Here is a 21,542-nt window from a genome sequence, read left to right as displayed (position 1 = left end):
GACGACGCATCCTGCATCCACTTCCTCTGGTCAGGTGTTCGTCATGGCTCCCATGTTCAAGCTGTGTTTACCCGCGCTGTTCCTTGCCATGGCCGCCTCGGCCCAAGCCGAAGACAAGGTGGTCAATCTGTACAGTTGGGCCGATTACGTGGCACCCGAAACCCTGCAGCGGTTCGAGCAGGAAACCGGCATCCATGTGCGCTACGACACCTTCGACTCTTCGGAAGTACTGGAGACCAAGTTGCTCACCGGCGGCAGCGGTTATGACGTGGTGGTGCCGTCCTCCAGCGTGCTGGCCCGGGGTCTTGCGGCGGGGGCGTTGAAACCGATTCCCCACGAAGGCCTCAAGGGTTACGCCAACCTCGATCCGGACTTGCTGGAAAAACTCGCCGCCGTCGATCCAGGCAACCGTTACGGCGTGCCTTACACCTGGGGCACCCTGGGTTTGGGCATTAACGTCGAGGCGGTCAAGCAGCGCTTGCCGGACGTGCCGCTCAACAGCCTGGACCTGCTGTTCAAACCCGAGTACGCGAGCAAGTTGAAAGACTGCGGCATCGCCATTCTCGACTCGCCCCAGGAGGTGATCGGGCTGGCGCTGCATTATCTGGGTAAAGATCCCTACAGCACGGACAAGAAGGATCTGTCAGCCGCCGAGGCGTTGCTGCATCAGCTACAGCCGAACGTGCTGTACGTCGCCACCGGGCGGCAGATCAGCGACCTGGCCAATGGCAGCGTGTGCCTGGCATTGACCTACAACGGCGATGCGAGCATGGCCGCCGACCAGGCACGCAAGGCCGACAAACCCTATGAAATCGCCTACCGGATTCCCAGGGAAGGCACCCTCGTGTGGCAGGACAACCTGGCGATCCCCAAGGACGCGCCGCACCCCGAAGCTGCCCGCGCCTTTATCGAGTTCATGTTGCGCCCCGAGTCCGTCGCGGCACTGACCAACACCTTGTTCTTCGCTACCGCCAACCAGGCCGCCACGCCGCTGGTGGATGAAGCGGTGCGCACCGATCCGGACATCTACCCGTTGGCTGACGTGCGGGAACGGCTGTACGCCGACCGCAGCATGAACCTCAAGGACATGCGCCAGCGCACCCGCTTGTGGACCACTTTCCGTAGCCGCCAATAAGACATAAAGAAGGAGCCTTAAATGGACGTCCCGATGCAGAACGATCAAGCCCTTACCCGTGACAGCCTATACGGCACAGCTGCTGAAAGTACCTACGCCGGTATCACCAGTTTCATGCGTCGCCGCTACAGTCGTGACCTGCGTGGCGTTGATGTGGCCGTCAGTGGCGTGCCGTTCGACACCGCCACCAGCAACCGCCCCGGCGCACGCTTCGGACCACGGGGCATTCGTGCCGCCTCTGCCGGGATCGCCTGGGAACGGCACTGGCCGTGGACGTTTGATCCGTTCGATCACCTGGCTGTCATCGACTACGGCGATTGCGATTTCGATTACGGCTCGCCGCAGTCAACGCCCGAAATGATTGAGGCCCACGCCGAGCACATCCTCAACGCCGGCACGGCGATGCTGACTTTTGGCGGCGACCATTTCATCACCTATCCGCTGCTCAAGGCCCATGCCCGCAAGCACGGGGCGCTGTCGCTGATCCACTTCGACGCCCACAGCGACACCTGGCCGGACGAAGAGGGCAAGCGCATCGACCATGGCACCATGTTCTGGCACGCGGCCAAAGAAGGGCTGGTGGACCCGTCGCGCTCGGTACAAATCGGCTTGCGCACCACCAACGACGATCATCAAGGCTTTCAAGTGCTGGACGCGCGGCAAGTGCATCGTCGTGGCTGCGAGGCGATTGTCGAAGCGATTCGCGCGCGGGTCGGCGACAACCCGGTGTACCTGACCTTCGACATCGACTGCCTCGATCCGGCGTTCGCTCCGGGTACCGGAACACCGGTGTGCGGCGGCTTGAGCACGGTGCAGGCGCTGGAGATTCTCGGTGGTCTGCGCGGGATCAACCTGGTGGGCATGGACGTGGTGGAAGTGGCACCGGCCTATGACAGCGCGGAGATCACGTCACTGGCGGCGGCGACGCTGGCGATGGAGATGCTGTGTCTGTATGCGGCCAAACACAAGGTCGATAAGTAGTACACAAACCCTGTGGGAGCGAGCTTGCTCGCGATGGCGGTCTTGCCTTCAACATCTCTGTTGACTGGCAGGGCCTCATCGCGAGCAGGCTCGCTCCTACAGTTTTGATTTGTGTCAGGCCACCGGAATGATCGGCAGGTCGAGGATCTGACCACCGCTGAACCGTGCGGACGAACCGGAAATGGATTCGTGCGGCACGCCTTTGGCCACGTCACTGACACCGTCCAGTCGTGCCAAATGCTCAGCACTCAACTGCACATTCAGCGCACCTAACGTGGCGTCCAGTTGCTCCCGGGTCCGGGAGCCGAGGATCGGGATCAGCGCCGTGGTCGAGCGCCTGGCCTTTTCCCGCAACCAGGCGATGGCCACGTGGGTCGGGCTGGCGTCCAGTTCGGCGGCGACATCGATCAAGGTGTCGAGCAGGGCGGTTTCGCGGGCGCTTTTTTCGGCGTGAATCAGCACGCCGAGCTTGTTCGCGCGGTTGTCGCCTTCACTGTTGCGATACTTACCGGTGAGGAAGCCGCCACCCAGCGGCGACCACAAGGTCGCGGCCAGGCCCAGGGCTTCGGCCATCGGCAGTTGCTCACGCTCAGCGGTGCGTTCGGCGAGGCTGTACTCGACCTGGATCGCAGCAATCGGCGCAAAACCACGTACCTCGGCCAGCAGGTCGGCACGGGCGATGCGCCAGGCGGGGAAGTTCGACAGCCCGGCGTAATGAATCTTGCCGGCACTGACCAGGTCGTCGAAGCCGCGCAGGATCTCTTCCATGGGCGTGACGCCGTCGCTCATGTGCGCCCAGAACAGGTCGATATGCTCGGTCTTCAGCCGTTTGAGGCTTTCTTCGACGGCACGCACCATGTTCTTGCGGCTGTTGCCAGTGTGGGAAATGCCGGCCGCCGGTGTAGTCCCGAGGGTGTATTTGGTGGCGATGACCAGGCGATCCCGCTCTGCGGCGATGAATTCGCTGAGCATGGCCTCGGACTGCCCGCCCTGATAGCCGTTGGCGGTATCGATGAAATTGCCACCGGCTTCCAGATAGCCATCAAAAATCCGTCTGGCTTCGTCACGCTCGGCGCCATGGCCCCAACCGGTACCGAAATTACCGGCGCCCAGCGCCAGTTCGGAAACCCGCAAGCCGGTTTTACGACCGAAAACTTTGTAATGCATGGGATGACTCCAGAGTGATGGCGACAAGGCTTATTAGATTACCAGCAACATCTATTAAATATGATGCCAGTAATCTAATGCGTCAAGGCGCTTTTCCTTTCTGCATAAAACCGCCGATCACCGGTCACGTTTTTCATTCGCAATGGCATACTGCCGCCCATGACTATCGATTCCCCCTTAAGCGCCTGGCAGCATGCCATCGAACAAAAGGGCTTCGTCCAGGACGAGGCCCAGGAACATGCCGTGTGGGCCCTGCAAAAATGCCACGAAGCGCTGCACGAAGGCCGCGCGCCCATTTCCGGCGTGTACCTGTGGGGGCCGGTGGGGCGGGGCAAGACCTGGTTGATGGACCAGTTCTACCAAAGCCTGCGAGTACCGGCGCGGCGCCAGCACTTTCACCACTTCATGGGCTGGGTGCACCAGCGCTCGTTTCAACTGACCGGCACCGCTGATCCGCTCAAGGCGTTGGCCCGTGAACTGGCCGAAGAAGTGCGCGTTCTGTGTTTCGATGAGTTGTTCGTCAACGACATCGGCGACGCGATTATTCTCGGGCGGCTGTTCCAGGTGATGTTCGAACAGGGCGTGGTGGTGGTCTGCACGTCCAATCTGCCACCGGACCAGTTGTACGCCGACGGCTTCAATCGCGACCGCTTCATGCCCGCCATCGCGGCGATCAAGCAGCACATGCAGGTGATTGCAGTGGATGGCGGGGAAGATCATCGCCTGCATCCGGGGGCCGCTTCGCAACGTTATTGGGTGGCCGAGCCCGGCAGACCCGGCGCGCTGGATGAAGTGTTTCAGGTATTAAGCGTCGGCCAGTCAGTATCGAGCGAGCCGATCCAGGTCGGCTACCGTTCCCTTGAGGTGATCAAGGCCGGCCCGACAGTGCTCTGGACCCGTTATGCCGCGTTGTGCGAGCAACCCTTCGCCGCCATGGATTTCATCGCCCTGTGCGATACCTACGGCGCTATTCTGTTGAGTGACGTGCCCAACCTCAGCGCACAGAAACGCGCCGGGCGCATTGCCCGCGGCACCGAGGACGGTGTCGAGCGAGTGGACGCGGGAGATCGCGAGTTGCCGCAGTTGTCGGTGCATGACGACGGGGTGCGACGGTTCATTGCCCTGGTCGACGAGTGCTACGACCGCAAGGTACCGCTGTACCTTGAGGCGCAGGTGCCGATGGCGTCGCTTTACACCGAGGGTTATCTGGAGTTCCCGTTCCGCCGCACCCTCAGTCGATTGCAGGAAATGCAACTGCAACGGTTTGCCGAAGTTTGATCGGGAGCAGCGAACATGAATCAGCCCCTGTCACACCATTTGCTGACCATGGCCTATCAAAACGCGTGGGCCAATCACCGACTGGCCAAGGCCTGGCGTCAGTTGAGCCCGCAGGAACTGAGCGCACCCCGGGTCAGCTTCTTCCCGACGATCCGCGCCACGCTCAACCACATCCTCACCTGTGACTGGTTTTATGTGGACGCCCTGGAGCGCGAACTGCGCGGCGACGATCCGCATCCCGATTGCCGGGTGTTTTTCAAGGAAGACGAGCCCTGCCTCACGGCAACGGACCTGATTGGCGAACAGGCCCACGTCGACCGCCGGCTGATCGCCTACTGCGAACAGATGCGCGACGCCGACCTCGGCAAAATCGTGACCATCGCCCGCGACACCCCGCAACACGACAGTCGTTTGCGCCTGCTGTCCCATTTGTTTGAACACCAGATCCATCACCGCGGCCAGGTTCACGCCATGCTCAGCGGCACCTCGGTCCAGCCACCGCAACTCGACGAGTTTTTCTGCGCCGGAGAGTCGCACTTGCGCGCCGAGGATTTTGCCGAGCTGGGATGGACCGAAGCCTTGATCTGGGGCGCTTGAGCGCCAAAAATTTGCGCGGTTGCGATTGTCGGTACCACGGTGCTCGCGCTATGGTCTGCCGGCACTTCAGCGTGAAATACATGCTGGGGGCTACTTCATGTGTGATCGAGGATGGAAATGGACTCCGCAGAAATTCTTGTGCTTCAGGCCAGTTACACCAATCCGGTGCATGCCGAGGCTATTTGTCTGGTGTTGAACCACTACGCCGAGGACCCGATGGGAGGCGGTCAGCCGTTGCCAGCCAATGTACTGGCGCAACTCCCGGCAGAGCTCGCCAGGCGCCCCCACGCTTTCAGCGTGCTGGCCTTTGTCGGTGGCGAGCCGGCCGGGCTGGTCAATTGCTTCGAGGGGTTCTCGACCTTTGCCTGCCGGCCGCTGGTCAATGTGCACGATGTGTCGGTGGTGAAAAAATTTCGCGGCCTGGGCTTGAGCCAGAAGATGCTGCAAAAGGTCGAGGACATCGCCCGTCAACGTGGCTGCTGCAAGCTCACCCTGGAAGTGCTGGAAGGCAATGCCGTGGCGCAGGGTTCGTATGAAAAAGCCGGTTTCGCTGCCGGCATGTTCGACCCGGCTCATGGTCGAATGCTGTTCTGGACCAAGAGCCTCTGACTCAACAGGCAAAAAAGGGCGCCGATCAGGACGCCCTGTAGTCTTCTCCGACTGTAGAGCCGCAGTCAGGAGGCCATGGATCATTTCGGTCTGTAGGTTTCAGTCATTTGTGCGGTTTGATCGTCCGGGACCCGCAGCTCAGTGCTTTGGATAGGGTGGCCCAGAGCTTGTTGCTGGGCCAGTCGCAGGCTTTCGTAGTAATAGCGCATGCGTTCGGCTCCACCTTCGGCAAAAGCGCTGGTTGAGCCCAAAGCCATCAGGCCGGCGAGAATCATTGCGGTGCGTTTCATGGTTTGCCTCCCACTTACAGATGTCGGATGCCTTTCGTCCATGAATCAATGAAGCAGTGTCGAAATGGCATTATCCGCCGATTCGGTTAAATGGGAATTAACTTCACCAACGGTCTTCATTACTGGAACGGGTGCATGAAAAAGGGGCCGGAAGCGGCCCCTGGAAGGATTACTGCTGAGCGACCGCGGGTGGCCTTTCAGGCTTCATCAGACTGAAGTCGATCAACGCACGTTGCTTACGCTCATAGGGGTTGCCGATCATCAATGGCCGGGCCTTGAAGCTGTCGCTGACCAGGCTCTTGCTGCGATCGAGTTCGTCGAAGCTCAAGCCTGCCAGATCGGCCCAGGTGTGGATCAGGTACGAGCTGCTGTAAGGACGCGAGAGATCGCCTGCGAGGTTCCAGTCATGGGCTGCTCGCCATTTCGGGGAAGCCCAGGCCATGAACGGAATGGTGTACATCGGTGCTGTCGGCTTGTTCTCGTTGCGCCCCAGGGTGCTGTGGCCCACGGAATCGAACACGTCTTCGCCATGGTCGGAGAGGTACAGCAGGAAGCCGTTCGGGTCGGTCCTGGCGTAGTCCTTGATCAGGCTGGACACCACGAAGTCGTTGTACAGCACGGCGTTGTCGTAGCTGTTGTACGTCGGCAACTGGTCATCGCGAATGCCGGCAGGCACGCCGTCACGGTCCTGGAACTTGTCGAAGGTCGACGGGTAGCGGTACTGGTAGCTCATGTGCGTGCCAAGCAAATGCACGACGATGAGTTTGCGCGGTGCCGCATCGGCCAGGGCCTTGTTGAACGGCTCGATCACGTCGCCATCGTACTGGGCGGCGTTCTGGTTGCGGTTGTTGTTCAGGTACACCTGCTCGTCAGCCTGTTCGGAGAAGGTCGTGAGCATGGTGTTGCGCTTGGTCATGGTCTGCTGGTTGGTGATCCAGAAGGTCTTGTAGCCCGCCTGTTTCATCATGCTGACCAACGATGGTGTCGACAGGTACAGGTCCGGGTTTTCTTCGTCGGCGAAGGTCAGGACCTGCTGCAGTGCCTCAATGGTGTAGGGGCGCGGTGTGATGACGTTGTCGAATACGTCCAGTTGATCCTTGAGCTTGTCCAGTTCCGGCGTGGTTGCCCGGGGATAGCCGTACAGGCTCATGCGCTGACGGTTGGTGGACTCGCCGATCACCAGCACCAGGGTCGCAGGCGTGTTGGCCGTGGCGTCCTTGAGGTTGTGCAGTGGTGGAATCTTACTGGCGCTTTCCAGCATGTCCTGCATTCCGGACAGGGTGTCGAGGTAACGGTGATAGGCCACGGCCATTTGCCATGGCACCGCAGGTTCGATGCGGGTTTCGAACTTCTCGAAGCCGGCGGCGAAACTGCCGGTGCGCTGGGTCTGCTTGATCAGCGGATAGGCGACCACGGCGAACAGGAGGGCTGTTGCCGCGACCAGCGCCTTGCCACGGGGCAGGTACACCGGGCGCAGGCGTGTCCACAGGAACCAGGAAAAAGCGCTGTGGGCCAGGAACGCCGGCACCATCCACCAGGCAAAGTACTGGGTCATGTACTCGCCGGCTTCAGCCACGTTCGACTCGAACATGATGAAGATGACGCTCTGGGAAAATTCCTGCTGATAAATGAAGAAATATCCCAGGCTCGCCATGGAGCACGCCCACAGTACAACGCCGATCACGGCGGCCATGACCCGGGTTTGCCGGGGGAACAGCAACATCGGCGCCAGCCAGATGGCGCTCATGACGAAGGCCTGGCGGAATCCGGTAAAGCCGGAGGTGCCAGTCAGCTGGATCAGTAGTTGGGTAATGCCGGAAAAGTACCAGAAGAATACAAACAGCCAGAGGAATCCGGCCCAATCAAATCCTGCCGCAGTCGTTTTGCTGCGTTTAAACAAAGACATTCAGCGCTCCAGCCGAGAATTCACTACCACCGCCGGGACTTGGATATCGCGGACGACGAACGAGGGCCGCGCGGAATCGGGCGACCTAAACGTGTAATTGTCGTGTAACAATTGTGAAAATTATGTGAGTTGCCAGGAGTGGCAGGGCGTGAGCCGGTGCGGAAGCAGTGCAATCAGCTCCCGCTTGAAAGGAGGGGGTGTCAGGCCAGTGGAGCGCGTTGCGTCACAGCCAGGGGCTGCGTCTGACCGGTTTGCAGCAGCAGCCGCAAGTGCGCCAGCTCCTGTTTCAATTGATCGCGTTCGTCCTTCAACTGGCGCAATTCATCGCGACGGATTGTGACGTAAAGGGTTTGTGCTGGCAGTGCGGTGTGTACTGTGCCCATTGCTCACCTCGCAAATGGCGTGTCTCAACTGTAGGTACGCCTCGAAATCCGGGGCTGACCTACTATCGGCGCCAATTTTGATTTCTTTTACCCCCAAAGGGAACTTTTTTATTTTTCATGGTCGTTGTGTCTTCGGTTTGATTCCCGACGTTATCCATCAGGATCGGGCACAATGCCCGGAAACTTCACGCCAACGCTCTGGACTAACCTCATGAGTCGCGTTGGGCTATAACCTTTGACACACTTTTATTTGTAGTAGGGAGCATCAGCACATGCAACTCGGGATTATTGGACTGGGCCGCATGGGCGGCAATATTGCGCGGCGCCTGATGCTCAACGGGCACACCACCGTTGTTTATGACCGCAATACCGCCTTTGTCGAAGCCCTGGCCACAGAAGGCTCCACGGGCGTCACCGATCTGCCAGCGCTGGTCGCTGGCCTGGCCAGGCCGCGTGCGGTCTGGGTCATGCTGCCGGCAGGCGCACCGACCGAAGAAACCATCGACACCCTGAGCACCTTGCTCGAAGCCGGCGACACCATCATCGACGGCGGCAACACCTTCTATAAGGACGATATCCGTCGGGCGAAGACCCTGTCGGAAAAAGGCCTGCATTACATCGACGTCGGTACGTCCGGCGGCGTCTGGGGTCTGGAGCGCGGTTACTGCATGATGATCGGCGGCGATGCCGAGACCGTTAAGCGCCTCGACCCGCTGTTCGCAACCCTGGCCCCGGGCGTGGGCGACATCCCGCGCACCAAGGACCGCAAGTCCGACGACGAGCGTGCCGAACACGGCTACATTCACGCCGGTCCCGCCGGCGCCGGGCACTTCGTGAAGATGATCCACAACGGCATCGAATACGGAATGATGCAGGCCTTCGCCGAGGGCTTCGACATCCTCAAGACCAAAAACAGCGAGAGCCTGCCGCAAGACCAGCGTTTCGACCTGAACGTCGCCGACATCGCCGAAGTCTGGCGTCGTGGCAGCGTGGTGTCCTCGTGGTTGCTGGATCTGACCGCAGACGCCCTGGCCAGCGATCCGAAGCTTGACGGTTTCTCCGGGTCCGTGGCCGACAGCGGTGAAGGACAATGGACCATCGAAGCCGCCATGGAACAAGCGGTGCCGGTGCCGGTGCTGTCGAACTCGCTGTTCTCTCGCTACCGCTCGCGTGGGCAAGGGACCTTTGGCGACAAGGTTCTCTCGGCCCAGCGCTTCGGCTTCGGCGGCCATGTGGAGACCTCGAAAAAATGACCCACACGATCCGCAGAAAATCCAAGGCTGAACCCGCGCCGCCGACTACGCTGTTCCTGTTCGGCGCCCACGGCGATCTGGTCAAGCGCCTGCTGATGCCGGCGCTGTACAACCTCAGCCGTGACGGTTTACTCGGGAATGGACTGCGGATCATCGGCGTTGACCACAACGCCATCAGCGATGAAGGCTTCGCGAAAAAACTCGAAGACTTCATCCGCAACGAGGTGGCCACCAGGACCGGCAAGGGCGATCAAGCCCTTGACCCGGCGCTGTGGGCCAAGCTCGCCAAAGGCATCAGCTACGTCCAGGGCGATTTCCTGGACGACAGCACTTATCAAGCGCTGGCGGCAAAAATCGCCGACAGCGGTACCGGCAATGCGGTGTTCTACCTGGCCACCGCGCCGCGTTTCTTCAGTGAAGTGGTGCGCCGCCTCGGCTCGGCCGGCTTGCTGGAAGAAACCCCCGAGGCTTTCAGAAGGGTGGTGATCGAAAAGCCCTTCGGCTCCGACCTGCATACGGCCGAAGCCTTGAACGCGTGCCTGCTCAAGGTGATGACGGAAAAGCAGATCTACCGCATCGACCATTACCTGGGCAAGGAGACCGTGCAGAACATCCTGGTCAGCCGCTTCTCCAACAGCCTGTTCGAAGCGTTCTGGAACAATCACTACATCGACCACGTGCAGATCACCGCCGCCGAAACCGTCGGCGTGGAAACCCGTGGCAGTTTCTATGAGCACACCGGCGCGCTGCGGGACATGGTGCCCAATCACCTGTTCCAGTTGTTGGCGATGGTGGCGATGGAACCGCCCGCCGCATTTGGTGCCGATGCGGTGCGCGGCGAGAAAGCCAAGGTCGTTGGCGCGATCCGCCCATGGACAGTCGAGGAGGCCCGCGCCAACTCGGTGCGCGGCCAATACGCCGCCGGTGAGATCGACGGCAAGGCACTGCCGGGCTATCGCCAGGAAAACAACGTCGCCCCCGACAGCAATACCGAAACCTATGTGGCCCTCAAGGTCATGATCGATAACTGGCGTTGGGTCGGCGTACCGTTCTACCTGCGTACCGGCAAGCGCATGAGCGTGCGTGATACCGAGATCGTGATTTGCTTCAAACCGGCGCCCTATGCGCAGTTCCGCGATACCGAGGTCGATGAGCTGCAGCCGACCTATTTGCGCATTCAGATCCAGCCGAATGAAGGCATGTGGTTCGACTTGCTGGCCAAGCGTCCCGGTCAGGCACTGAAAATGGACAACATCGAGCTCGGGTTTGCCTACAAGGACTTCTTTGAGATGCAGCCGTCCACCGGCTACGAAACCCTGATCTACGATTGCCTGACGGGCGACCAGACGCTGTTCCAGCGCGCCGACAACATCGAAAACGGCTGGCGCGCGGTGCAACCGTTCCTGGATGCCTGGCAGCAGGACTCCAGTGTGCAGAGCTATGCCGCCGGGGAAAACGGCCCCAAGACCGGCGAAGAATTGCTCACCCGTGACGGCCGCGTCTGGCACCGCCTCGGATAATGTGGGAGCGAGCTTGCTCGCGATGGCGGCGGCACATTCAACATCCTTGTGTCTGACAGACCGCTATCGTCGGAGCGCCGCCCGGAGCAAGCTCGCTCCCACAGGGTCGGCAGTGTTAGAGCCAGTAGCTCACCGCATACCACCCGAGCACGCCCATCACCACGGTGTATGGCAATGCCATCCAGACCATTCGCCCGTAAGACAGGCGCACCAGCGGTGCAATCGCCGAGGTCAGCAGGAACAGAAACGCCGCCTGGCCGTTGGGCGTCGCCACGCTCGGCAGGTTGGTGCCGGTATTGATCGCAATGGCCAGCGTTTCGAAATGCTCACGGGTCATCTCCCCCGCGATGAACGCGCGCTTTACTTCGGTGATGTAAATGGTTGCCACGAACACGTTGTCGCTGATGGCGGACAGCAGGCCGTTGGCAATGAACAGCATGCCCGGTTGTTGGTCTGCCGGAAGCGTCAGCACCCAGTGGATCAGCGGGGCAAACAGTTGCTGATCGTGAATCACCGCGACCACAGCGAAAAACACCACCAGCAATGAGGTGAATGGCATGGCGTCCTTGAACGCGGTGCCCAGGCGGTGTTCGTCGGTGATGCCGGTAAAGGCGGTGATCAGCACGATCACCATCAAACCGATCAAACCCACTTCGGCGATGTGAAACGCCAGCCCGGCAATCAGAATCAATGCGGCAAAGCCTTGCACCAGAAGCGCTGCACGTTGGCGCGTGGTGCGCTCGGCATTGTCTTCGGCGGCGTAGTTGGCCAGCACCGCACGGACGTTATCCGGCAGCAGCGTGCCGTATCCGAACCAGCGCAGCTTTTCCAGCAGGACGCACGTCACCAGCCCGGCAACCAGTACCGGCAGGGATACCGGCGCAACCCGGGTAAAGAACTCGGCGAAGTGCCAGCCCATTTCATGGCCGATCAGCAGGTTTTGCGGCTCGCCGACCAGCGTACAAACGCCGCCCAGCGCGGTGCCCACGGCACCGTGCATCAGCAGGCTGCGCAGAAAGGCGCGGAACTGTTCGAGATCGCCCTGGTACAGGGTGGGCAGGTGTTTGTCGTCGCTGAACTCGCTGTCCTGACGCGGATCGTTACCCGAGGCAACGCGGTGATACACCGAATAAAAGCCTACGGCGGCACTGATGATCACGGCGGTCACGGTCAGGGCATCGAGGAACGCCGACAGAAAGGCCGACAGAAAGCAGAACATCAGGGCCAGCAGGGCCTTGGAGCGGACCCCGAGCAGCAGGCGCGAGAACAGGTACAGCAACAGGTCCTTCATGAAATAGATGCCGGCCACCATGAACATCAGCAGCAGGATCACCGGAAAGTTGTGCAGCAACTCGTCGTACAGTGCCTGGGGCGTGGTCATCTTCAGCAGCAGGGCTTCAATCATCAGCAGGCCGCCAGGCATCAGCGGATAGCATTTGAGCGCCATGGCCAGGGTGAAGATGAACTCCAGCACCAGTAGCCAGCCGGCAGCCACCGGGCCTGCGGTCCAGAGCACCAGGGCATTGAGGATGAGAAAGCCGACGATGCAGGCCTTGTACCAACGGGGCGAGTGCCCGAGAAAGTTGTGCGCGAACGCCTGGGCCATTGAACCGGACATCGGCTGCTCCTTGTCTTGAGAAGCGCGCAACTTGCCGTAAGCGCGCGAGAAGATCAAGCGCAGGAAAAATGCCGGTGTTTATCCCTGGAAGCGAGCGATGACCGCCTTGTAGTTTCCTTGCAGCGAATAGCCTCCAACGACGATGTTGCCATCGGCTTGCGCGGCGATACAGGTGGCGGTATCCAGGCTGGGGCCGAGGCGGGTACGTGTATAGCCACTGCCTTTGCCAAAACGGCGATCGGGAAGGCCGTTAGGCAGGTATCGCCCGAGAATGAAGTCTGCTTCGACGCCGCCGATGGTGGCGCCCGCCGTCAGCACAGTGCCATCGGGCTGCAACTGCGCGGCGGTCCACTGGCATCCGCTGTAACCGATTTCCCGACGCTGCGGGTGTCCTCCGTTGCAATGAGTGTCGGGGCGGCCGTTGCTGTGCATTTTAAATGTCAGGCAGTGCATTGGTTCGCTACTGCTGCCAAAACACAGGACGTCACCTTCGTTTTGCTGGACCACCCGGCTGACCCGGGCGCCATGCCCTTGCGCCTTGAAGGTCATGAATCCATCCACGGCAAAACGGTCGTCGAGGCGCCCATCAGGGTGATAGCGTGCCAGCAAGCCTTCCTCGGGAAAGTTGATCGATCCACCGACCAGGATTCGGCCATCACGTTGTACCGTCAGGCTGCTGAGCCAGGTATTCATCAGCAGGTGCCTGACCATCACGAAGCCGCGGTCATTGAACGAGCAGTCCAGCGAGCCTTCGACATCCAGTCGTATCAACATACCGACGTGATCGGCCAGTTCGAAGTGATGGTTGGCCAGGATCAGGATCCGGCCGTCTTGTTGTACGTCGACATCGCAGGCTTCAGCGCCCGGCACACCGGGAGGGAGCCATTTATCGCGCATGCCCAGGGACAAACCGCCAGGCAATCGCACGACACGGCGGCCATTATCGCCAAAGCTTCGAACCAGGCGACCGTCCTGATCCAGCAATGCCAGGGCCGGGAGCGTGCGGTGTGCGTTTTCGTATTGCAGGCCGGCCAACAGGATATTGCCGTCGGGCAAGATCAGGACCTTGGTGCCCATGGCTTCGAACCCCGGCTCGAATTGCCCGATGACACTGCCTTGTTTGCCGAACGTGAGGTCTGCGCAACCATCCTCCAGCAAGCGGGCCAGGCCAAAGCGGCTGCCATCGGCCATGCCGACTTTTGCAGCTACCAGCAAGCGACCTTGCGCATCGATCGCAACGCCATTGGCCAGGCTGAAAAGGCTGTCGGCGAAATAGACCTGGGTTTTGCCGTTGGCGGCAAACGTCGTATCGAGGGCCCCGGCGTTGTTCCGGGTGGTGGGGTAGGCAAAAGCGGACTGGATAGACATGCGCCGCATCTCCTTGCGAGTCGTCCTGGTCCAGAAGTTTGGGTGGCGACTTGTAAGGACAATATTCAATCCCTGAATGAAAGGATGCGCAACGGTAAGAACTAACAGACGGAGGGTCGTTGTGTGCCACAACAGTGTCTTTTCGAACCAATGGCGAGCCTGCAAAGTATCAGGCGTATGCAAAGTTCGAATTAAACAGTGTCAACTAGTGCGCGCGGCCAGAAAAAACCTGCGAGCTAAAGACAGGAGGAGGGCGCGGATTACTCCGGAGTAATCCGCAAAACGATCAGTGCGGCATCGACCACGATTGCAGTGTGTAACCTTCCTCGCTCAATTCGGCGCGGGCCTGTTCCAGCAGCAATTCGAGTTGTGCGGGATCGGAATAAGCGCTGCTTGGGATCTGCTTGCGGCCAATGCTGGTGCTGGTGCGGTCGATAACGGTCAGGCTGAGTTCGCCATTACCGTCCTGTGGAGCCCAGGCCACGCATTTGAATGGTTTAAATGCGCGGTCGGCAATCAGAAGTGCTTCGTTGATACGCAGCGGGGCGTTCATAGGGTCTTCTCTCTGTATGCCCAATCAAGTGATGTGCCGACGGTTGGGCTTACCGTTCGGCTGGTTACTTGTACTGATGCCCGCAACCAGGGTTTGGGTCACACACAATCAAAAGAAATTTCCACTTTATTTCACAGGCTCAAGAATGAGCCTGACATTGAAAGCTGAATGAAAGGAAAGAGTCGTTAGGCAACTAACATAATCGCAACTTATAACTGGTTGCATTGCATGGCTATAGTCAAACGGTACAAGCCCCTGTCAAATTCTTGCTAATGTTACAGCCAGGTCCGCCAAATGACTGTTTTTAATAAATTTTCGTAAATTTGGCGCCAAGGAACAGTCATGAGCGATGCGCCTGCCTTACGACGTTTATTAGTGGTGGACCCCTGTGACGATTGCTATCGTCTGTTCCCTGGATTGCGCGCGATTGGTTGGGACGTTGACAGCTGCACGCTAGAGAACGCCGCTGACCGAACCTGCGACGTGGGCTTGTTACGTTTGCAGCCCTTTCACCTTGAGCATCCGGAGGCTGTCAAAGAGTTGATCAGCCGCAGCGGCACCGAGTGGATAGCTGTACTCAATCAGGAAGTGCTGCGACTGCAAAATGTCGGCGACTTCGTCTGTGAGTGGTTTTTTGACTTTCATACCTTGCCGTTCGATGTGTCCCGGGTTCAGGTAACACTGGGCCGGGCGTTTGGCATGGCACGGTTGCGCGGGCAGGGCACGGTCCATGTTGACCAGCCCGAGCACGAATTGCTGGGCGACAGCAAACCTATCCGTGAACTGCGAAAACTGTTGAACAAACTGGCTCCGACCGAATCTCCGGTGTTGATTCGCGGTGAAAGCGGCACCGGCAAGGAACTGGTCGCACGAACCCTGCACCGTCTGTCCCAGCGTCACAGCAAACCCTTTATCGCGATCAATTGCGGTGCGATTCCCGAACACTTGATCCAGTCCGAGCTGTTTGGCCATGAGAAAGGCGCATTTACCGGTGCGCACCAACGCAAGGTCGGACGGATAGAAGCCGCCAACGGTGGCACTCTGTTTCTCGACGAGATCGGAGACCTGCCACTGGAGTTGCAGGCCAACCTGCTGCGGTTCCTCCAGGAAAAACACATCGAGCGGGTGGGCGGCAGTCAGCCGATTGCGGTGGATGTGCGGGTTCTGGCGGCGACGAACGTCGACCTTGAAGCGGCCATCGCGAAGAAACGCTTTCGCGAAGACTTGTATTACCGCTTGAACGTACTGCAAGTGTCGACCGTTCCGCTGCGCGAGCGCCATGGCGATCTGGCGACGCTGGCCAACCACTTCTCCCATTTCTACAGCCGTGAAACCGGGCGCCGCCCACGCAGCTTCAGCGACGACGCGTTGATTGCCATGGGCAAACACGACTGGCCAGGCAATGTTCGCGAACTGGCCAACCGCGTTCGTCGCGGGTTGGTGTTGGCCGAAGGCCGGCAGATCGAGGCCCGTGATCTGGGGTTGATCAGTCAGCATACAATCGCCGCGCCGATGGGCACCCTCGAAGAATACAAGTCCCGGGCCGAACGCCAGGCGTTGTGCGATGTATTGAACCGCCACAGCGATAACCTGAGTGTCGCCGCCAAAGTATTGGGTGTGTCGCGACCGACCTTCTACCGGTTGTTGCACAAGCACCAGATTCGTTGAACCCCGGCCGGAAACCAAAACCCCGTTGAGATTGCAATTGCAGCGGTTTTTTTGTTCGGCTCAGAAGTAGTAAGGGAGTTTCAGGCTGAACTGGAAGTCCGGGGCATCGTCCGTCATGCCGATGGACAGGTTGGGGACGATGGTCAGGTTGTCGGTGGCGGCAATGGTCATGCCGATGTTGAAATAACCGGCGTTGGCATCGCTGGAGACCACCGATTGCCAATCTCCGCCATCTTCCTTGAGCTTGCTTTTGCGTTGCACCAGGTCGGAGACCGAGAACGACATACTCATCTTTTCGTTCAAGGCGAACGCAATACCGGCGCCAATCTGGAAGCTGTCGCCGATGCGTACTTTGCCCGGTGTCTTGACCGCCGGGTTGGAACTGATGTCGTCGAAAGACTCTTCCAGGTTGTGCGTGTAGGACAGGCTGCCGAACAGCACGGCCGGATCGAACGTCTTGACCAGCGAGATCCCCGGCGTAATCGACCAGACGCCGTTACCGGTAGGCAAGGATTCAGGCACGGCCAGGTTGGAGTTATCGGCCACTCGAACCAGCTTGATGCCGAACGGGTCTTTGCCGGTAGGCGCCTTGACGCGCAAGGTCACCACAGCATCCGGCGTGTTGGCCGATTCGTCGAGGAATTTGTAGGCGATACCGAAGTTGACGTCACCAATGGTCGGGTCTTCCTTTACGGTCTCTTCGGTGGTGACGTTTGCGGTGCCACTATTGCCGCCACCGGACTGGTATGTGGACTCTCGGTAGACCACCGGCACGTTCAGGTCGAACTGCCAGCGATTGTTGAAGTTGTAGCGACCGGTGAGGTCAAGTGTCCAGGTGTCGGCCTTGATCCGGTCCAGGTTGATGGCGCCCAGGAAGATCGAGTCCAGGGCGAGAAAACCGTTGAGGACAAGTTGGCGGGTATCGTATCGGGAGTAGGTTATCCCGGTTTCGACGCTGAACTTGCCACCGCCGAAGAACCCGCTGGCCTCGTCATACAGGTTCGAAACGCTTTGCGCCGGTTGCGAGTCATTGGCCAGCGATTGTCCATAAGAGCTGCCGCTGCCCCCGGCTGCGCCCCCTGAAGCCGCCGCGGCACCGGTGCCGGTGGCGACGTTTGGATTGCCCTTGAGGTCCGCTGGCGACTTGGCCAAGCGTTTGGGAGGGGGCGCAGCGGGCTGTTCTTCGACCTGGCGGACCCGTTGTTCGAGCACCGCCAGGGCTTTTTGCTGTACTTCGTATCGTTGCTTCAACTCCAGAAGCTCTTGTTTGAGAGCCTCCAGTTCCGGGTCAGGTGCTGCCTGCAACATCGCCGCCGGGAGTAGAGCACTCAAGCATGCAACTGCACGCAGTGATACTGATCGGTGCATGGAATAAGCCGTCCATTTGTGCCCAATGGTCCAGACTCAGCGTAGTTCAATAGCCCATGGTCCGTAATGCAGCGAGTTGGTTGAGGTTGCAGTCCAATGCACCCGCACTCGGGCCATTATTGTTGAGCACTACGTTGAGTTGAGTCATGTTGTCGACCACATTGCTGCTGCCCAGCAACCGGGTGTTTTGCAGCAACCCGCCTTGGGCGACCTGTTGCAGGCTGGTGCCCTGGTTGTTGTTGGCGGTAATGGCCATCTGAACACCGCCACTGGTCGCGGAAACGGCGACACTGCCTGCGGCATTGCTGCCGGTAATGGTTTGACCGGCTATCAGCGCCTGGCCCTGGCTCGGCACCAGTGCAGGGGCCGTGCTGGCCTCTTTGACGTTGATGGCGATGTTGTTGTTTGCGCTGTTGCCATCGCCTGCGGCCCGTGTGACCTGGGTTATGCCCCGGGAAGTGCTCAGGGCTGCGCCCCCCGTCACGTGACCGCTGCCCGACCTGGACGAACTGCCATGACCGGATTGCTTGATGGTTGAAACATAGAACTCGGGCTTGACCGTTGCGGCCTGAAGCTGCATCGAGGTGGAGGCCCCGATCAGATCACCACTGGCATTGCGCCAGGTACTGCTCATGACGACACCGAAGCTGATGACCCGCCCCGGCATCACATATCGGCCACGCAACTCGGCCAGTTCCTGGTCCTTGATTTCGATGGGTCTGAACTCATCAGCAAAACCTGAAGTGTTCGCTGCCAGACAGACAGCGACCACCCAATACGAGGTTTTCATTTGCTGCTCCCGGAGCATCCTGCCCCCTATCATCTTGTTGGCGATTAAAAGAAGTCGCTCTGTATGAAACCAAAATCCATCAATTCGGCGTCTTTGACCGGGTTGAAGTTATCCATCTTGTTCTTGGCTGTCAGCGGTTCCGGTGGACTGCGTAACGCATTGGTCTTGTCGTAACCGGGACCGACGATAGCGAAAATAATGCCATTCCAGCCTTTGACAAAGTCATCATGGGAGTAGCGTTTGTGACCGAGTACCGGGTCGCCGATATAGACCCAGTGCTTGTCCGCCCGCTGCAACACCACGAAGTGCTTGTAGCCGCGAATTTCCATCAGCACCACCACCGGAATCGTCACGGCTTCGAGTCTTTCCGGCGGGATCCTGTAGCCCCGGGCGCGCATGCCGATGCGTTCTATGTAGCGCTTCATGTCCAGCATGGAAAAACCCTGGGTACGCACAAGGTCCTGGTCTGCGGTGACCAGCATGCCTTTGATGATGTGCTCCTCATCGACGTCGAGCCAATAGGCCTGGCGCAGTATCGTTGCCAGCGCGGCGGCGCCGCAGCTGAAATCGGTTTTCTGTTCGACGATGTCGCTGAACTTGCGCTCGCGCAAACTCTGTACGTGCTTGTACACCAGCACGCCACCCGGCAGGGCGGCAACCGGCATCTGTGCAGCCTGGGTCAGGCCAGACAGGCAGAGCAGGGCGAACAGGACAGTCTTACGCATGATCGATACGCCTTGGGACTGTGGAAAAGCCCCGTCGCCGGGGCTTTCATTGCAATCGAGATTACAGACAGGACTTGCAGCCCGCGGAGATGGACAGCGAGTTGTTTTGCTGGTTGCCCACACCCGACGATACGTTGGCTCCGCCGTTACCGGAGAAGTTGTTCATCGAACCCGTTATCGACGCATTGTTGGTTACAGGAGCTTTCCAGCCCTCTGGCGTCATCAATTGTTGAGTGGTTACGCCAGCCAGACCGAGTACACCCACGGCTACGAAATCAGTCTGGGTGCTGTCGTCATGGTTGGCGTTGTTGGTGACGTTCAGCCCGGACGTGCTTTGGTTGGCCGCCGCCGCCGCTAGTGCTACACGACCGCCGGAAACGGCAATCGCCAGGTTGTTTTTCTGTTGGTTGAACTCGCCGGTGGTCACGTTGATGCCGAGGTTGCCGGAACCGCTGTTGCCAGCGTTATTGAGTGTTGTGTTGTTGGTGTTGGAGTGGTTCCTGGCGGTGTTGCCGGTGCTCTTCTGAGTCGCGCTGGAGACGGCGACCGCGGTGCCGAAGATGAAGCTTTCGTCAGCCGTGGCAAGGGCGGCGGCGTTGTCTTGTTGGTTGCCGTTACCGGCTGCGACGTTGGCGCCCATGTTGCCGTTGGAGTTGTTCAGGGAGTTATCGACTTTAGCGTCGTTTTTGGTGTCCCGATTCAATACGCTGCTGTCACTACTTTCCTGCGAGTCCAGCACGGAGGCCCCGGCGCCTGCTGTAATCTGCAGAATTTGTTCCAGCGTCGGGCCATTAGGCTGCTGGTTGTTGCTCTGGCCATCGCTCTGGCCGTTGCCTTGATCATCATCAAGGCTGGCTGCTTGTGCTGCAAATGCCATCACTGCTGCCAGAGCGAAAGCCAGAGGTTTGAGAGCAGTTGTCGGGTTCATGGTGTTTCTCCGTGCTCATTAGTTGGTCAGGTGTTGGTACTTCCCTAATCGCACTGTTTCGGGGTCAGTCAGCGACCCGGATGGTCAGGGTGTTAGCCATTCGGTTCCCCACCCCGGCACTCTGGTTTACCTGGATCACTCCCCGGCTGCCGGTGAAGGCCTGGTCGCTTGTCACGACCTGGCGACTGCCGTTTGGGGTGCCGGTTGCTCCCGAGCTCGGTAACAACGCCACGTTCTGTTGAGAAAGGGCACTATCGTCAATGGCTTGCGGTGCAGCACTGATGCTGATGCGCATGGCGTTGGCCATCTGGTTGTTCGCCCCGGCGCCCTGGTTGACGCCCAGTACGCCGTTGCCATTACTGAAAGAGTTGCCGCCGATAGTGGCCGTCGCATCCATCGACGGATTGGCGGGCGTGGTGATTCTCTGCCTGACACTGGTGGTAGCATCGGCCTGGGTACCAATGGCGATCGCGCGGACGTTGGCCTGCTGCTGTTGATCGCCAGCCGCGTGGTTGACGTTGAAGTTGCCGCGGTATTGAGTACCGGAATCCTGGAGGGTGGCGTTGTTCACCGAACTGACGCCCGAGTCGGCCATCACGCTGGTGCAGCCGAGCAGGGCAAGTAATAGCAGGGATCGACTCATCTCATTGGCCTCCCGCCATTCTGCCCAGTGAACCGAGGCCGCTGCTCATGGCGCGGTTGATGGTTCCGGAAATCGCGCTGCCACTGCCACCGCCGTGGCCGACGGACATGCCGGGCATACCGTTGGGATTGGTGACGACGTTGATGCCTTGCAGGCCACCCAGGCTTTGTCCGTTGCTGTGGCGAAGGGCCGTTCCGGTGGTGACCCCGGCAATGTCGGCGTCGCTGAGTTCGCCGGTGACGCGGGCCGATGGGTTGGTGTTGAGGGTGTTCGGGTTTGGATCTCTGCCGCCGCTGCGACCGATGGGCGTCGGGTGAATGGTGCGATCAAGCACGATGACACCGTTGCCTTCGGCTTGAACGTCAAAACTGAAAGCCGCGCCTGCAGCGCTCGCGATCAGCAGCAGGCACGTCAAGGCTTTTTTATCGAGTATCCCCACGACGTTCTTTCCTTCTCATGTGGGCTGGCTCTGGTTGGCTTTGTGAAGGAGAGAGCGAAAGCTGTGCCGGTTTTTGAATATCTCGTTGATTCAATGGCTTATGAATATTGTCCGGATAGCCTTTGCCGAGAATGTTTCAAAGGTGAGACGAAACCCTGCGCAGGCAGCCCTTATTTGCGGATAAATCGCTCTGGAACAAGGGTTTCAGCGGCGTTGTATCAATGACTTAACAAATCCGGTGATCCAGCGGTGAAGGGCGCTGAAACAGGCGGTTTGAGGCAGGAAGGGTGTTTCAGGATCGGACACTTTTCCCCCGGGACAGG

General features: G+C 59.5%; 21 protein-coding genes. 8 read left to right on the top strand and 13 right to left on the bottom strand.

The genetic code is table 11. The features are described from left to right. The first annotated feature begins 43 nt into the window (after nt 1-43). Entirely contained in the window at nt 44-1,135 is a 1,092-nt protein-coding gene (locus tag AC3IT9_RS14940) for a polyamine ABC transporter substrate-binding protein (RefSeq protein WP_150723740.1), read from the top strand. A 21-nt stretch (nt 1,136-1,156) separates the two neighbouring features. Then, nucleotides 1,157-2,116: an agmatinase gene (speB, locus tag AC3IT9_RS14935; RefSeq protein ID WP_489270220.1), complete on the top strand. Its 960-nt coding sequence runs from the start codon at nt 1,157-1,159 to the stop codon at nt 2,114-2,116. A 114-nt stretch (nt 2,117-2,230) separates the two neighbouring features. Here speB and AC3IT9_RS14930 read toward each other — a convergent pair whose 3' ends face one another. After that, complete coding sequence (locus tag AC3IT9_RS14930; RefSeq protein WP_150753573.1) at nt 2,231-3,283, bottom strand: aldo/keto reductase; 1,053 nt, start codon at nt 3,281-3,283, stop codon at nt 2,231-2,233. A gap of 159 nt (nt 3,284-3,442) precedes the next feature. On the opposite strand from AC3IT9_RS14930, the gene zapE reads away from it, so the two are divergent. The 3 genes from zapE to AC3IT9_RS14915 all read left to right on the top strand — a co-directional run bounded on the left by zapE (nt 3,443) and on the right by AC3IT9_RS14915 (nt 5,767). Further along, nucleotides 3,443-4,561, top strand: a complete 1,119-nt coding sequence (gene zapE, locus AC3IT9_RS14925) for a cell division protein ZapE (protein WP_150723743.1) — start codon at nt 3,443-3,445, stop codon at nt 4,559-4,561. 15 nt (nt 4,562-4,576) lie between these two features. After that, nucleotides 4,577-5,158 carry a DinB family protein gene (locus AC3IT9_RS14920; RefSeq protein WP_489270219.1) on the top strand — a complete coding sequence of 194 codons (582 nt, stop codon included), beginning with the start codon at nt 4,577-4,579 and terminating at the stop codon, nt 5,156-5,158. Nucleotides 5,159-5,275: 117 nt separating this feature from the next. Next, nucleotides 5,276-5,767: a GNAT family N-acetyltransferase gene (locus tag AC3IT9_RS14915; RefSeq protein WP_150723745.1), complete on the top strand. Its 492-nt coding sequence runs from the start codon at nt 5,276-5,278 to the stop codon at nt 5,765-5,767. 80 nt (nt 5,768-5,847) lie between these two features. Here the strand turns inward: AC3IT9_RS14915 and AC3IT9_RS14910 are convergent, their stop codons facing one another. The 3 genes from AC3IT9_RS14910 to AC3IT9_RS14900 form a co-directional block, all read right to left on the bottom strand. Then, nucleotides 5,848-6,057 (bottom strand): hypothetical protein, encoded by a 210-nt coding sequence (locus AC3IT9_RS14910; RefSeq protein WP_150723746.1) that lies wholly within the window; start codon nt 6,055-6,057, stop codon nt 5,848-5,850. Between the two features lie 169 nt (nt 6,058-6,226). Continuing rightward, on the bottom strand, nt 6,227-7,963 hold the full coding sequence (locus AC3IT9_RS14905; protein ID WP_489270218.1) for a phosphoethanolamine transferase CptA: 1,737 nt from the start codon (nt 7,961-7,963) through the stop codon (nt 6,227-6,229). Between the two features lie 200 nt (nt 7,964-8,163). Further along, nucleotides 8,164-8,346 carry a DUF6026 family protein gene (locus AC3IT9_RS14900; RefSeq protein WP_046042083.1) on the bottom strand — a complete coding sequence of 61 codons (183 nt, stop codon included), beginning with the start codon at nt 8,344-8,346 and terminating at the stop codon, nt 8,164-8,166. Nucleotides 8,347-8,618: 272 nt separating this feature from the next. Between AC3IT9_RS14900 and gnd the strand changes: the two genes are divergently transcribed. After that, on the top strand, nt 8,619-9,599 hold the full coding sequence (gene gnd, locus AC3IT9_RS14895; protein ID WP_489270217.1) for a phosphogluconate dehydrogenase (NAD(+)-dependent, decarboxylating): 981 nt from the start codon (nt 8,619-8,621) through the stop codon (nt 9,597-9,599). Beyond that, entirely contained in the window at nt 9,596-11,119 is a 1,524-nt protein-coding gene (gene zwf / locus AC3IT9_RS14890; RefSeq protein WP_150757061.1) for a glucose-6-phosphate dehydrogenase, read from the top strand. Before gnd ends, zwf begins: the two co-directional genes overlap by 4 nt. Before the next feature lie 115 nt (nt 11,120-11,234). Here the strand turns inward: zwf and nhaB are convergent, their stop codons facing one another. The 3 genes from nhaB to AC3IT9_RS14875 all read right to left on the bottom strand — a co-directional run bounded on the left by nhaB (nt 11,235) and on the right by AC3IT9_RS14875 (nt 14,658). Further along, nucleotides 11,235-12,737: a sodium/proton antiporter NhaB gene (gene nhaB, locus AC3IT9_RS14885; protein ID WP_150753578.1), complete on the bottom strand. Its 1,503-nt coding sequence runs from the start codon at nt 12,735-12,737 to the stop codon at nt 11,235-11,237. A 78-nt stretch (nt 12,738-12,815) separates the two neighbouring features. Then, nucleotides 12,816-14,105, bottom strand: coding sequence for an NHL repeat-containing protein (locus tag AC3IT9_RS14880; RefSeq protein ID WP_150757063.1), 1,290 nt, complete (start codon nt 14,103-14,105; stop codon nt 12,816-12,818). A gap of 286 nt (nt 14,106-14,391) precedes the next feature. After that, nucleotides 14,392-14,658 (bottom strand): hypothetical protein, encoded by a 267-nt coding sequence (locus tag AC3IT9_RS14875; protein ID WP_007970062.1) that lies wholly within the window; start codon nt 14,656-14,658, stop codon nt 14,392-14,394. Between the two features lie 342 nt (nt 14,659-15,000). Here AC3IT9_RS14875 and AC3IT9_RS14870 point away from each other — a divergent pair, with 342 nt between their 5' ends. Next, nucleotides 15,001-16,326, top strand: a complete 1,326-nt coding sequence (locus AC3IT9_RS14870; protein ID WP_150723752.1) for a sigma-54 dependent transcriptional regulator — start codon at nt 15,001-15,003, stop codon at nt 16,324-16,326. A gap of 60 nt (nt 16,327-16,386) precedes the next feature. On the opposite strand, the gene fapF is transcribed toward AC3IT9_RS14870, so the two are convergent. From fapF to fapA, 6 genes are all read right to left on the bottom strand, one after another. After that, on the bottom strand, nt 16,387-17,694 hold the full coding sequence (gene fapF, locus AC3IT9_RS14865; protein WP_151213578.1) for a fibril amyloid transporter FapF: 1,308 nt from the start codon (nt 17,692-17,694) through the stop codon (nt 16,387-16,389). A 46-nt stretch (nt 17,695-17,740) separates the two neighbouring features. Then, entirely contained in the window at nt 17,741-18,502 is a 762-nt protein-coding gene (fapE, locus tag AC3IT9_RS14860; RefSeq protein WP_150757065.1) for a fibril amyloid subunit FapE, read from the bottom strand. Between the two features lie 26 nt (nt 18,503-18,528). Then, nucleotides 18,529-19,209 (bottom strand): C39 family peptidase, encoded by a 681-nt coding sequence (locus AC3IT9_RS14855; RefSeq protein WP_150723755.1) that lies wholly within the window; start codon nt 19,207-19,209, stop codon nt 18,529-18,531. A gap of 61 nt (nt 19,210-19,270) precedes the next feature. Then, complete coding sequence (locus tag AC3IT9_RS14850) at nt 19,271-20,137, bottom strand: heme utilization protein (RefSeq protein WP_489270216.1); 867 nt, start codon at nt 20,135-20,137, stop codon at nt 19,271-19,273. A gap of 64 nt (nt 20,138-20,201) precedes the next feature. Continuing rightward, complete coding sequence (gene fapB / locus AC3IT9_RS14845; protein ID WP_489270215.1) at nt 20,202-20,780, bottom strand: fibril amyloid subunit FapB; 579 nt, start codon at nt 20,778-20,780, stop codon at nt 20,202-20,204. 1 nt (nt 20,781) lies between these two features. After that, nucleotides 20,782-21,219 (bottom strand): hypothetical protein, encoded by a 438-nt coding sequence (gene fapA / locus AC3IT9_RS14840; RefSeq protein ID WP_150757068.1) that lies wholly within the window; start codon nt 21,217-21,219, stop codon nt 20,782-20,784. Between the last annotated feature and the right edge of the window lie 323 nt (nt 21,220-21,542).

It is taken from the genome of Pseudomonas sp. KH_046_1 (assembly GCF_057839025.1).
Note: the sequence above shows the minus strand (reverse complement) of the source record. Positions and strands in the feature narration are given on the sequence as shown.

Coding starts and splice junctions, on each gene's coding strand:
- speB (WP_489270220.1), top strand. CDS start 1,157: ATGGACGTCCCGATGCAGAACGATCAAGCCCTTACCCGTGACAGCCTA.
- AC3IT9_RS14930 (WP_150753573.1), bottom strand. CDS start 3,283: ATGCATTACAAAGTTTTCGGTCGTAAAACCGGCTTGCGGGTTTCCGAA.
- AC3IT9_RS14905 (WP_489270218.1), bottom strand. CDS start 7,963: ATGTCTTTGTTTAAACGCAGCAAAACGACTGCGGCAGGATTTGATTGG.
- fapF (WP_151213578.1), bottom strand. CDS start 17,694: ATGCACCGATCAGTATCACTGCGTGCAGTTGCATGCTTGAGTGCTCTA.
- zwf (WP_150757061.1), top strand. CDS start 9,596: ATGACCCACACGATCCGCAGAAAATCCAAGGCTGAACCCGCGCCGCCG.
- fapB (WP_489270215.1), bottom strand. CDS start 20,780: ATGAGTCGATCCCTGCTATTACTTGCCCTGCTCGGCTGCACCAGCGTG.
- zapE (WP_150723743.1), top strand. CDS start 3,443: ATGACTATCGATTCCCCCTTAAGCGCCTGGCAGCATGCCATCGAACAA.
- AC3IT9_RS14940 (WP_150723740.1), top strand. CDS start 44: ATGGCTCCCATGTTCAAGCTGTGTTTACCCGCGCTGTTCCTTGCCATG.
- AC3IT9_RS14915 (WP_150723745.1), top strand. CDS start 5,276: ATGGACTCCGCAGAAATTCTTGTGCTTCAGGCCAGTTACACCAATCCG.
- AC3IT9_RS14875 (WP_007970062.1), bottom strand. CDS start 14,658: ATGAACGCCCCGCTGCGTATCAACGAAGCACTTCTGATTGCCGACCGC.
- AC3IT9_RS14880 (WP_150757063.1), bottom strand. CDS start 14,105: ATGTCTATCCAGTCCGCTTTTGCCTACCCCACCACCCGGAACAACGCC.
- AC3IT9_RS14910 (WP_150723746.1), bottom strand. CDS start 6,057: ATGAAACGCACCGCAATGATTCTCGCCGGCCTGATGGCTTTGGGCTCA.
- AC3IT9_RS14870 (WP_150723752.1), top strand. CDS start 15,001: ATGAGCGATGCGCCTGCCTTACGACGTTTATTAGTGGTGGACCCCTGT.
- nhaB (WP_150753578.1), bottom strand. CDS start 12,737: ATGTCCGGTTCAATGGCCCAGGCGTTCGCGCACAACTTTCTCGGGCAC.
- AC3IT9_RS14900 (WP_046042083.1), bottom strand. CDS start 8,346: ATGGGCACAGTACACACCGCACTGCCAGCACAAACCCTTTACGTCACA.
- fapE (WP_150757065.1), bottom strand. CDS start 18,502: ATGCTCCGGGAGCAGCAAATGAAAACCTCGTATTGGGTGGTCGCTGTC.
- AC3IT9_RS14855 (WP_150723755.1), bottom strand. CDS start 19,209: ATGCGTAAGACTGTCCTGTTCGCCCTGCTCTGCCTGTCTGGCCTGACC.
- gnd (WP_489270217.1), top strand. CDS start 8,619: ATGCAACTCGGGATTATTGGACTGGGCCGCATGGGCGGCAATATTGCG.
- AC3IT9_RS14920 (WP_489270219.1), top strand. CDS start 4,577: ATGAATCAGCCCCTGTCACACCATTTGCTGACCATGGCCTATCAAAAC.
- AC3IT9_RS14850 (WP_489270216.1), bottom strand. CDS start 20,137: ATGAACCCGACAACTGCTCTCAAACCTCTGGCTTTCGCTCTGGCAGCA.